We start from the raw sequence: 12,679 nt of genomic DNA, 5'->3' as shown, positions 1-12,679 counted from the left end.
TCTGTTTATAAATAATAGCAACCAATACTGGTTTGTTTATTTGTATGCCAATCGGCGGATAAAGTGATTCAAAGGAAATTTTTGAAATGGCAAAAATCACTGGTACTGTGAAGTGGTTCAACGAGTCTAAAGGTTTTGGTTTTATTACTCCAGCAGATGGTAGCAAAGATGTATTCGTACATTTTTCTGCGATTATGAAAGATGGGTTTAAAACATTGTCTGAAGGCCAAAAAGTTGAGTTTGAAATTCAGGATGGTCCTAAAGGCCCTGCCGCCGCAAACGTCTCAGCTTTATAGTAATTAATTTATTTTGGCTGGTCTGTCATTGCGGGCTAAATGTATATATCACTAGTTTTGTTATCTAATAATAATCTATTGCAAAAATCACTCTATTGGGATACTAGTAGAGTGATTTTTATTTGTGGCTCGGGGCGTTCTTGATTGAACTGAGAAGAACCCGTATTACCTGATCTGGATAATGCCAGCGTAGGGAAGTCATGGTATCTCTTATTTTGATACTGGCTTTTCTTTGGCTGGTAGTAGGAGTTACCATCATGAGAATTAATTCATTAACTATCGCAGGTACCGATCCCAGTGGTGGAGCTGGCATTCAGGCTGATTTAAAAACTTTCTCAGCACTTGGTGCTTACGGTACAACGGTCATAACTGCACTGGTTGCCCAAAACACATCAGGCGTACAATCGGTTTATGAGATTGACCCTCTTTTTGTTGCTGCTCAGTTAGAATCGGTGCTTTCAGATGTCAGAATAGATAGCGCCAAAATTGGCATGTTATCCAATGCTGCCAATATTGCTGTCGTTGTAGAGTCATTACATCGTTACACTATCCCCTATGTTGTATTGGATACCGTTATGATGGCGAAGAGTGGAGATCACCTATTATCACCGAAAGCCATTACAACTCTGGTAGAACAATTACTGCCAATCGTCTCTTTAATCACACCAAATTTGCCCGAAGCTGCCGCCATGCTGAAATGTCATGCTGCCAAGACAGAAGATGAAATGTTACAGCAGGGACGTGATCTACTTTCAATGGGATGTCAGGCGGTTTTATTGAAAGGGGGGCATTTAGTTAATGTAGAAAGTCCCGATTGGCTTTTTACACCTGAAGGTGAGTGGCGCTTTACTTCGACTAGAATAGATACACGACATACTCACGGAACGGGGTGTACTTTATCCGCAGCACTTACCGCATTGCGTCCGCATTATTCTGATTGGCAAAGCACGTTACCTGTGGCCAAGACATATTTGCAGAATGCGTTGGCACAGGCAGATACGCTTGAGGTTGGTCAGGGTATCGGGCCGGTACACCATTTTCATCAATGGTGGTGAGTTAGGATAACGGTACTGTCATTAATGGAGATACTTGTATCTCCATTAAATGGTGAATGAAACAGTTTGATTAGGCGATGGTGATTTTCTTGTCGAGATAAACATCTTGAACGGAATGGATCAATTCAACACCTTCTTTCATTGATTTCTTGAATGCTTTACGGCCAAGAATTAACCCCATCCCACCGGCGCGTTTGTTGATAACCGCAGTGCGGATTGAATCACTCAAGTCGTTTTTTCCAGAAGCACCACCGGAATTGATTAATCCAGAGCGTCCCATATAACAGTTAGCGAGTTGATAGCGAACCAGATCAATCGGATGTTCAGTGGTCAAATTACTATAGACACGTTTATCAGTATGTCCGAATCCAATGGCAGTATAGCCGCCATTAGTTTCTGCCATTTTTTGCTTAACGATGTCAGCACCGATTGTTGCAGCCAGATGATTTGCCTGACCTGTTAAATCGGCACTGGTATGGTAATCAACCCCATCTTTCTTGAAAGCTGAATTGCGCAGATAGGCCCATAACACAGTAACCATACCCAGCTCGTGAGCGCGTTCGAAAGCGGCTGAAATTTCCTCTATCTGGCGACGTGATTCGATTGAGCCGTAATAAATTGTCGCACCCACTGCAACCGCACCCATTTCAAATGCCTGCTCGACACTGGCATACAACGTTTGGTCGTATTGGGCGGGATAGGTCAACGTTTCATTATGATTGAGCTTAACTAAAAACGGGATTTTATGGGCATAACGACGAGAAACTGACGCCAAAACGCCGTAAGTTGAAGCAACACAGTTACAACCCGCCTCGAGCGCTAATTCAACAATATTTTTTGGATCAAAATAGAGGGGATTGGCGGCAAAAGAAGCACTGGCGGAATGTTCTACACCCTGATCTACCGGCAAAATTGAAAGATAACCAGTTCCTGCCAAGCGGCCATGATTCATTAAGGTTTGCATAGAACGCAGGACAGTATTGGGCCGATTATTTTCTATCATTACCCTATCGACGAAATCTGTTCCTGGGAGATAGAGATTTTCACGAGGAATGGTACTACATTGATGTTGCAATAAACTCTCTGCGTCTTTTCCCAACAACTTAGCAATATCAGTCATGATTAACTCCAGTTTGCAAAAGGCGCTACTGATTGTTGTTGATATTTATATTAAGTACAAGATAAGTAGAGAGGGAAACCGCAGTGGATCGCTTCAGTTGAATAACTTCGATGCTATTTTCCTAAAATTTCCTTCAATAAATTGAATGATATTAATCGCAATATAGTTTTTTTATTTATAATAAATTACGTTATTAAATTTAGTTGAAATACATGTCATTGAGAATCAGGAATTATTAAATTATTTTATCATTTTCGTCATGATGAGCTTCACTTTAACATATTGAATAAATTAGATTATTTGTTTTTTGTGCAAAAGAAAAGGCCAGCCCAAGGGAGATTGAGCTAGCCAAGGAGGTGGTTCCTAGTCTTACAGTAAAACTTTTTTAGTTCTTCATTTTTCAGGGCTGATAATACGAGAAATAAAATAGTATTGATGTGATCTGTTTCTAAAAAAATAGAACAATTTCTTTAAAATCCTATTTAAAATTATTTCACTGGTAAATCTTGTAAATGAGGTGCTCTGGTATTGCCACTCTTCAAGTTTCGTACCAATAAAGCGTAGTTTAGGTCAATTTCTTCAGGAATAGAGAGATAAACAATATGCCCATCACCGGGGGCGACATCTACTGATTGACCTTTTTTATTTGTCATGGCCTCTAACGTGAAATTAATATTTCCTGATGGTGTCATTAATTCCAGATGATCCTCAACCAGAAATTTATTCTTCACGGCGACTTCTGCTAACCCATTGATGCGATTGCCTGTAAATTCCCCAACAAATTGCTGAGTGTCTGATACAGAATAACCGTATTCATAAGTTTGGTAGGCATCGTGGGTATGGCGGCGCAGGAAGCCTTCTGTGTAGCCACGGTGTGCAAGGCCTTCCAGCGTCGTCATCAGCGTTGGATCGAAAGGTTTTCCTGCAACGGCATCATCAATGGCGCGACGATAGACTTGGGCAGTACGGGCACAATAATAAAAAGACTTTGTACGGCCTTCGATTTTCAGTGAATGCACACCCATGTCCGCTAATCTTTCTACATGCTCAATCGCGCGCAAGTCTTTAGAGTTCATGATGTAAGTCCCATGTTCATCTTCAAACGCTGACATATATTCGCCAGGGCGTTTGGCTTCTTCAATCATGAATACTTTATCTGTTGGTGCGCCTTGACCCAATGTTGGTTTAATGTTTTTAACCGGTATGGGATCGTGTTGATGGACAATATTACCGACAGCATCTTCCTTACCTTCTTGTACATTATACTCCCAGCGGCAGGCATTGGTGCATGTTCCTTGATTGGGATCGCGCTTGTTGATGTAACCCGATAACAAGCAACGACCTGAATAAGCCATGCAGAGTGCGCCATGGACAAAAACCTCAAGCTCCATATCCGGCACTTGTTGGCGGATCTCAGCAATTTCCTCCAGTGAAAGTTCACGGGAGAGAATGACACGTGTCAGCCCCATTTGCTTCCAGAATTTGACTGTAGCCCAGTTAACGGCATTAGCTTGAACGGAAAGATGAATATCGATGTCAGGAAACGTTTCACGTACCATCATAATTAAGCCCGGATCGGACATAATCAACGCATCAGGCCCCATTTCCACGACAGGTTTCAAGTCACGGATAAATGTTTTTAGTTTTGCGTTATGGGGAGCAATATTGACGACTACATAAAAACGCTTACCTAATTCGTGCGCTTCCTTAATACCTTGAGCTAGCGTTTCATGGTTAAATTCATTATTACGGACACGCAGGCTATAGCGGGGCTGTCCTGCATAGATGGTATCTGCGCCGTAGGCGAATGCATAACGCATGTTCTTTAAAGAGCCTGCAGGAGAAAGTAATTCTGGAATAAACATATTTTTTAACGTTCTCGGTCTGAGTTCAAGTCAGTCCTTACCCTCTTATCGTTATCATTACTAAGGGTAAGGTTAAAGGAAGAGGGATTTTAGCGCCAACTCCATCATAAGCACAAATATATTGTGGAATGTTCTGACAACAAACTTTGAGATCGTTAAAGCGGCTAAAGGTTAAGACTGATAAAGAAAATGCGCCGACGATGCGGCGCAAGTGATTAATTGAGTTTGGTCAAATCACGAATATTTTTTGTTGGCCCGATTTGCATGATGGATTGAATATACTTCTTCATACTTGCTTCATTGGCATAAGATTCACTGACACCAATAATTTGATGATTGCGGGCTTTCAGAACAAAATAAGACTTACCTGACTTATTCTTTCTCACCTCATGGCGAGTTTTGTCGGGAGAGTTGACTCGTACTGAATTGATACCTTTATTGGCTGCGGCTTTGGTGGTATACATTTCGCTATTCAGAATAATGTCACCGTTTGCTGCCACCAGATTGAAATAAAATTGCCCGTTCTTTGCTTTCTTAAGATCATAATGCCCAGTAGCCATAAGAAATTCTCCTGATTGGGTAATTATCAAATTAAGTTTAGCTTGAATTTCATACAGGGCAGTAGATCCGTAAAAAATTATGCTTACATGGATCTTCACTATGGTTGATGTATATTCTGCGCCTTGTGGAGGATGTGCTCTATTGTGTTCAATTTTTGAACTTGGCACTCCAACCTTGGGGGAGGTTTCCCCCCGAAGATTGGCTTGGTGTTGTCCGATAGCTTAAATCGGTCTAAAAACAGTCCAAACAGAGGCTATCGATGGCAACTTTTATGAAGATTTTGCTATACGAAGTTTTGCCGCACGACGGTGCCATTTTTCACGTAGCCGATCAAAAAATAGATATACAACAGGGGTGGTATAGAGTGTAAGAAGTTGGCTCATCACCAGACCACCGACAATCGTGATACCTAACGGGAAGCGTAATTCTGCACCATCCCCGTTGCTCAGAACCAAAGGTAAAGCACCGAACAGAGCAGAAAGAGTTGTCATCATAATCGGTCTGAAGCGCAGTAAACAGGCCTGAAAGATCGCTTCTTGGGCACTGAGTTGACCGCTTTTTTGCGCTTCAAGGGCGAAATCGACCATGATAATGGCGTTTTTCTTGACAATCCCCACCAGCAACATAATCCCAATCATAGCGATTAGGCTAAATGGTGTGTTGAACAGCTCCAGAGCCAGTAAAGCGCCAACGCCTGCGGAGGGTAGGGTGGAAAGAATAGTCAGCGGATGAATATAACTTTCATAAAGTACGCCTAAAACCAGATAGACAGTCACGATGGCTGCAAGGATCAACAGCAATTGAGATCGTTCACTTTCCTGAAAATCTTGTGCAGTGCCAGCGAAAGAGCTACGTATTGATGAGGGAACACTCAGTTCTGTCATTGTTCTCTCTATCGCACTGATTGCATCGGACAGCGTATAGTCTGGTGTAACATCAAAAGCAATGGTCGAGGAGGCTGAAAGACCTTGATGATAAATGCTCAACGGCGCATTGGAAGGACGCCAGCGGGAAAAATAGGAAAGCGGAATGCGTTCTCCCTTAGCATTAATAACAAACATTTTCTCTAGTGCACCGGGGTCTTGGTTATATTGCGGCGCAACTTCCATTACCACATGGTACTGATTTAAGGGTTGGTAAATCGTAGAAATTTGTTGCTGCCCAAAGGCGTTGTTGAGTAAGTCATTGGCATCAGAGACATTAATTCCCAAGCGAGCCATGAGATCGCGATCGTAGGTAATCGCTATTTCTGCGCCTTTATCATCTCCGTCCTCATCGGAGTTGACACCCACCAATTGAGGCAGTTTTTCCAATGCTTTCTTGATGATGGGACTCCATTTACGCAATTCACCAGAATCATCGGACAGTAAACTAAACTGATAACTGGATTTGGCTCCTTGTCGCCCTCCGGATGGGAGATCCTGAACCGGTATTAAATACAGGCGAGTTCCCGCTTCATTGGACAATTCGCCTCTCAAACGAGTGATGACTTGTTGGATATTCTCAGAACGCTCTGCCAGTGGTTTCAGGGAAATAAACATGAAACCTGTATTGAAGTTGCCCCCCCCCGTGAACCCCACGACATTATCTATCGTTGGATCGTCATTGATGACCTGCATGAAACGTTTCATTTTTTCACTCATGGCTTTAAATGAAGTACTTTGGTCTGCAACGACAAAGCCTGATAGGTTCCCCGTATCTTGTTGAGGGAAAAAAGTCTTTGGGATATTGATATAGAGCCAAACATTCAGGGCGACAATGCCGACTAAAGTCAACAATACCCAGCGGGTATGGTTGAGTATCCATTTCAGTGAATGGCCATAACCTCGCTGAATTTTAAACAGTACTTTACCGAATCCCCGGATATGTCCCTGCGATTTTATTGGTGATGGCTTAAGTAAGTGCGCACACATCATCGGGGTTAACGTTAAAGAAACTAACAGTGAAATTCCAATCGCGGTTGCGAGTGTGACAGCAAAATCCCGGAATAGCCTACCGAGTAATTCATCAATCAACACAAGGGGAATAAACACCGCAACGAGTGACAGACTCATGGCGAGTACTGTGAACCCAACTTCCCTAACCCCTTTGAGGGCAGCTTGTATCGGTGTCAATCCGGCATCCAGATGGCGGGAAATATTTTCCAGTACAACAATGGCATCATCAACGACAAAGCCCGTGGCAATGGTCAAAGCCATCAACGAAAGATTGTTTAGACTGAAACCGCACAAGTACATGGCAGTGAAGGTGCCAATAAGTGATACCGGAACCGCAATTGCCGGAATGAGCGTGGCTCGGCCTGAACGTAAAAATAGGAACACCACCAGAATCACTAAGGCGACTGCGATGGCCAGAGCGCGTTCTACCTCTTGTAGGGAAGCACGAATGGTTGGTGAGCGATCTTGTGCGATATTTAACTGAACAGTGGCAGGCAGCGATGCTTGAAGAAGCGGGAGTTCGGCACGAATGCGTTGAACAGTTGAAATAATATTCGCACCTGCTTCCCGGCGGATAGCGATGACAATAGCAGATTTATTGCCAGACATAGCAGCTGCCCGAATATCCTCGACGGAATGCTTGATATTAGCGACATCCTGCAAATGAACAGGAGCACCGTTCTTGTAATGCACGATAATAGAACGGTAACTGTCTGCTGTTTTTAGTTCATCATTGGTGTGTAATTGCCAATTTTGCTTAGCGGAATCAATGTGACCTGTTGGGCGCCTAACGTTTGCATCACTGATGGCAGTTCTGACATCATTAAGGGAAACTCCCTGATTGAATAGGGAGTTAGGATTTAATTCAACGCGTATTGCTGGTAATGAACCGCCGCTAATCTTGACGTTGTTGACCCCCTCCACCTGCGAAAGTTTTTGGGCCAGTTGCGTGGAGGCAAAATCATACAGTTGCCCTTCATTATAGTTATCTGATGTCAGCGTCAAAACCATAATCGGAGCGCCTGACATATTAGCTTTATGATACCTTGGCTTGCGTGGCATACCTGAAGGTAATAAACTTTGTGCGGCATTAATGGCGGCTTGGACATCCCGTGCTGCGCCATTGATATCCCGATTAAGTTCAAACTCCAAATAAATAGAAGATTCCCCCAGCCAACTGACAGAACCCATCTCTTTTACTCCCGCAATCCTGCTTAATGAGCGCTCCAGAGGTGTTGTCACAGAAGACGCCATGGTTTCTGGTGATGCTCCGGGCATTGAGGCAGAGACTGTAATCACAGGGAAATCGATCTGTGGTAGCGGCGACACAGGCAGAAAGATAAAACTGAGCGCCCCACACAAAGTGATGGCTAAACTCATCAAAGTTGTGGCCACTGGCCGCCGAATAAATAGGGCGAAAAATTTCACAGTGGCTCCTGATGATTAGCAGAGGTTTTATCAAGCCGTATTGGATTTGTGTGCTTGTCCTGATTATTTTTCTTTTTTCGGTGAAAATGTGCCAATTGGTCAAAGAGCAGATAAATAACAGGCGTTGTGAACAGAGTTAGAATTTGGCTCATAATCAAGCCGCCGACCATACTGACCCCCAATGGACGGCGTAACTCTGCACCAATGCCGGTACTCATCATCAGAGGCAATGCCCCTAATAGGGCCGCCATCGTTGTCATTAATATCGGTCTGAAACGCAATAAGCAGGCTTGATAAATAGCTTCATAAGGCGGCATACCTTTTTCACGCTCTGCTGCCAGCGCAAAGTCGATCATCATGATAGCGTTTTTTTTCACAATGCCGATCAAAAGAATAATCCCAATGATGGCGATAATATCCAGTTCATACCCGCCCATCATCAAAGCCAGCAAGGCGCCGACACCCGCAGTAGGCAGGGTCGACAAGATAGTGACCGGATGGATAAAACTTTCATATAGAATACCGAGCACGATATACATAGCGACGATGGCAGCTAAAATCAGCCAGAGGGTATTACTGAGCGCAGCTTGGAACGCTAGTGTTGCCCCTTGAAATTGCGTGATGATCTCCTTTGGCATTTGGATCGCCCGTTCCGTTGTCTCCACAGCATTGACTGCCTGCTCAAGTGACGAATCATCCGCAACATTAAATGAAAAAGTGGCGGAAGGAAATTGTTGCAGATGGTTGATAGACAGGTTCCCCAGCCGTTGCTCTACAGTAGCGATGGCCTTGAGTGGCACCATTTTTCCATCATTTCCTGTCAGATAAACATTGTCGAGTGCTTCCAGTCCTGATGTGCTTCCCGTATCTTGTTCAAGGACCACACGGTACTGACTTGCTTGCGTATAAATGGTTGAAATCAGACGTTGGCCGAAAGCGTTATACAGAGCATTATCCACGGCAACCATAGAGATCCCGAATCGGCTGGCCATATCACGATTCACGTTGAGATAAGCCACTAACCCCTGATTTTGCCAATTATTGCTGATATCCTCCAATTCTGGTCGTTGTTTCAGCGCATTCTGCAACTTAGGCACCCAGACACTAAGTTCATCAAGGGAAGTCGCTTGCAACGTGAACTGGTACTGTGTGTGTGAGACTTGGGTATCAATTGTCAAATCCTGTGTGGGTTGCAGATACAATTTGACATCAGGGACGTTCGCAACCCGTGTTTGTAGACGTGGAATAATTTTGTTAATGCTCTCTTCACGCTGATCGAACGGTTTTAACGTAATTTGGAGACGTGCATTATTCAATGTTGAGTTGCTGCCATCAACACCAATGAATGTTGAGACATTCTCCACGGCAGGATCTTGTAACAACAAGGTGGTAATTTGCCGTTGTTTATCCGACATCGCACTGAATGAAATGGATTGCGGTGCCTCTAATGAGCCTTGAATCAGCCCGTTATCTTGCAACGGGAAAAAACCTTTTGGGATCATGATATAGAGCAGGGTGGTCAGCACCATCGTACTGAATGCGACACCAAGCGTTATCCAAGGATGATTCAGTACTCGTTTCAGAAAGATAGCGTATATCGCAATCATGTGCTCAAAAAAACGCTCACAGGCTTGTTCGAAGCGATTGTGTTTAATATCGGCTTCGGGCTTTAACATTCTTGCGCACATCATCGGCGTTAGTGTCAGTGATACAACGGCAGAAATGAGAATAGCCACAGCAAGAGTTATTGCGAACTCCCGGAATAAGCGACCGACGATATCGCCCATAAAGATCAGTGGGATCAACACGGCAATCAATGAAAAAGTCAGAGAGATAATAGTAAAGCCAATTTCCCCCGCCCCTTTCAGCGCCGCCGCCAGCGGTTTTTCTCCCTGCTCGATATGACGGGAAATATTTTCTATAACGACAATGGCATCATCCACGACAAAGCCAGTTGCGATAGTTAATGCCATTAGTGTGAGGTTATTAACGGAAAATCCGCAGAAATACATAATGGCGAATGTCCCCACCAAAGAAAGTGGCACGGCAATACTTGGTATAAAGGTTGCTGTGGCATTACGCAAAAACAGGTAAATCACCATGACAACCAGCGCAATCGCCAGAAAAAGTTCAAATTGAACTTCCTTGACCGAATTTCGGATCGTGACTGTACGATCTGTCAGTACATCCACATTGACGGATTTGGGGAGACTATTGATTAATTCAGGCAGCATGGTACGGATATTATCGGTTGTTTCAATAACATTCGCGCTGGGCTGGCGTTGGACATTGATGACAATAGCTGGCTTTTCATTTGCCCATGCACCCAGTTTGTTATTTTCTGCACCTTGCTCAATGATCGCGACATCACGTAAACGAACCGGAGCCCCATTTTTATAGGCCACGATTAAATTACGATAATCGTCGATAGACCTCATCTGATCATTAGAGGAAATAGTCATTGAGCGTGTTGGCCCATCAAAACTGCCTTTTGCTGAATTGACATTGGCTTTCATAATGGCGGAACTAATTATATCGCTGTCTAATCCTTGTGCTGCAACAGCCTGTGCATTTAATTTCACACGTACAGCTAGACGCTGACCACCCGCCAATGTCACCAAACCAACACCACTTACCTGAGAAATACGCTGGGCCACACGGGTTTCCACCATATCCTGTACCTGCGTCATAGACAGAGCATCAGAGGTTACAGCGAGCGTCAAAATAGGGGGATCGGCCGGGTTAACTTTGCTGTAAATAGGGGGGTAAGGTAAACCGCCAGGCAATAAAATACTGGCGGAATTAATTGCTGCCTGTACATCCTGCTCTGCTATATCTAATGGTAATGAAAGTTGAAATACCAACGTGATCACCGAAGCGCCCCCAGAACTTCTGGATGACATTTGTTTCAGGCCAGACATTTGCCCAAATCGACGCTCCAACGGTGCTGTTACGGCAGACGTCATAACATCAGGACTTGCTCCCGGATACAGGGTTACCACTTGGATGGTTGGGTAGTCCACTTGCGGCAAAGCAGAAACGGGCAGCATCCGATAGCCTATGATCCCTGCCAGTAATATCGCAATCATAAACAGCGTCGTAGCAACAGGACGCAGGATAAACAGGCGAGATGGCCCTCCGCCTGTCATTGGCGCATCAGGTTGCATTACAAACTCTCCGCGTTATTGTTTGATTGCTTTACATGTTTCTTATCGTTGTCGGTATTGAGTGGTTCAACTGGCAAGGGTTTAACAATCTCAACTTTGGCACCCTCAGTCAATTGATCAATGCCATCGGTGACAACTTGCTCACCCGCCGATAGACCGCTGTTGATGACTATGAATTGACTGTTTTGCAGTCCGACGATGATTTTTTGTTTACTCACCTTATTTTCTTTATCTACTTTCCAGACGAAATTACCAGTATTTCCCATTTGTAACCCTGTATTTGGGATCACTACGACATTTTGCAGCGTATCGACTTTTATCTGAATGTTGACGAATTGATTAGGAAACAGCAGATTGTTTTGATTATCAAACTGAGCTTTCATTTTGATCGTTCCAGTGGCGACATCAATCTTATTATCGATACTGAGTAACTTGCCTTGCGTCAATTCTTGTTGATTATTGCGATCCCAAACGCTAACGGTAACACTTTCGTGATTCTTCTGAGCCTTCAACACGGTGCCGATATCATTTTCAGGCAGAGAAAACAGCACATCAATGGGATCGATTTGCGTAATAACGACAATCGGCGTTCCACCCGCACCAGAGATATAATTGCCGACATCAATTTGTTTTAGCCCGACACGGCCGGAAATAGGTGCAATGATACGGCTATGGGTTAATTTCAGTTTAGCTTCGTCGATATCTGATTGATCGGTTTTCAAGCTGGCTTCGGTCTGGCGAACCAATAAGATTTTATTATCCAGATCTTGCTGGGATATCAGTTTATTTTTCGCCAATTGTTGATAGCGGATTAAATCCTGTCTGGCATTGGTCAATGTAGCCTGATTTTTGGCATACAGCCCCTGAGCCTTTGCCAACTTGACCTGAAGAGAACGAGGGTCAATTTCTGCAAGTAAATCACCTTTTTTAACGTATTGGCCTTCATTAAAATGCAGTGCCATTAATTGACCTTCCTCAAGACTGGTAACCGTCACTGTATTTTCTGCCTGAACCGTTCCTAATCCATTTAAATAATGGGGGACAGATTTTATTTCAGCTATCGCCACTTGCACGGGTGGTTGGGCTGGGTTACGTACACCCTGTTTTGATTCTGAACCTTGCGTTTTATCAGGAGTTGTAGGCGTGTAGAATTGTTTCCACGCAAAAAAAACTACCGCGACGATAATGGTTAGTGCGACAGCGAGTCGTAAAAAATGGGAACGGCTTTTGTTATTCATTTGCTCGACATT

General features: G+C 43.9%; 8 protein-coding genes and 1 riboswitch. Of the genes, 2 read left to right on the top strand and 6 right to left on the bottom strand.

What is annotated here, in order from left to right:
* Positions 1–86: 86 nt before the first annotated feature.
* Both cspE and thiD read left to right on the top strand, forming a co-directional pair.
* Positions 87–296: a transcription antiterminator/RNA stability regulator CspE gene (gene cspE, locus Xhom_RS12580; protein ID WP_069315367.1), complete on the top strand. Its 210-nt coding sequence runs from the start codon at positions 87–89 to the stop codon at positions 294–296.
* Between the two features lie 120 nt (positions 297–416).
* A riboswitch (TPP riboswitch) is annotated at positions 417–509 on the top strand.
* A 44-nt stretch (positions 510–553) separates the two neighbouring features.
* Positions 554–1,351: a bifunctional hydroxymethylpyrimidine kinase/phosphomethylpyrimidine kinase gene (gene thiD / locus Xhom_RS12575; protein WP_069315368.1), complete on the top strand. Its 798-nt coding sequence runs from the start codon at positions 554–556 to the stop codon at positions 1,349–1,351.
* 70 nt (positions 1,352–1,421) lie between these two features.
* Here thiD and fbaB read toward each other — a convergent pair whose 3' ends face one another.
* The 6 genes from fbaB to Xhom_RS12545 form a co-directional block, all read right to left on the bottom strand.
* The gene (gene fbaB / locus Xhom_RS12570) at positions 1,422–2,471 is read right to left on the bottom strand and encodes a class I fructose-bisphosphate aldolase (RefSeq protein WP_069315369.1); all 1,050 of its coding nucleotides are present in this window, start codon (positions 2,469–2,471) and stop codon (positions 1,422–1,424) included.
* Between the two features lie 488 nt (positions 2,472–2,959).
* Positions 2,960–4,336 carry a prephenate-dependent tRNA uridine(34) hydroxylase TrhP gene (gene trhP, locus Xhom_RS12565; RefSeq protein ID WP_069315370.1) on the bottom strand — a complete coding sequence of 459 codons (1,377 nt, stop codon included), beginning with the start codon at positions 4,334–4,336 and terminating at the stop codon, positions 2,960–2,962.
* Positions 4,337–4,551: 215 nt separating this feature from the next.
* Positions 4,552–4,896, bottom strand: a complete 345-nt coding sequence (locus tag Xhom_RS12560) for a YegP family protein (RefSeq protein WP_069315371.1) — start codon at positions 4,894–4,896, stop codon at positions 4,552–4,554.
* A 270-nt stretch (positions 4,897–5,166) separates the two neighbouring features.
* A complete protein-coding gene (gene mdtC, locus Xhom_RS12555) occupies positions 5,167–8,262 on the bottom strand; it encodes a multidrug efflux RND transporter permease subunit MdtC (RefSeq protein WP_069315372.1) in 3,096 nt (1,031 codons plus the stop codon).
* Complete coding sequence (locus tag Xhom_RS12550) at positions 8,259–11,429, bottom strand: MdtB/MuxB family multidrug efflux RND transporter permease subunit (protein ID WP_069315373.1); 3,171 nt, start codon at positions 11,427–11,429, stop codon at positions 8,259–8,261. The genes mdtC and Xhom_RS12550 overlap by 4 nt, the downstream gene beginning before the upstream one ends.
* Positions 11,429–12,667 (bottom strand): MdtA/MuxA family multidrug efflux RND transporter periplasmic adaptor subunit, encoded by a 1,239-nt coding sequence (locus Xhom_RS12545; RefSeq protein ID WP_069315374.1) that lies wholly within the window; start codon positions 12,665–12,667, stop codon positions 11,429–11,431. Before Xhom_RS12545 ends, Xhom_RS12550 begins: the two co-directional genes overlap by 1 nt.
* Between the last annotated feature and the right edge of the window lie 12 nt (positions 12,668–12,679).

This window comes from Xenorhabdus hominickii, assembly GCF_002632725.1.
Classification (GTDB): domain Bacteria; phylum Pseudomonadota; class Gammaproteobacteria; order Enterobacterales; family Enterobacteriaceae; genus Xenorhabdus; species Xenorhabdus hominickii.
This window is presented reverse-complemented; position numbering and strand designations above follow the sequence as displayed.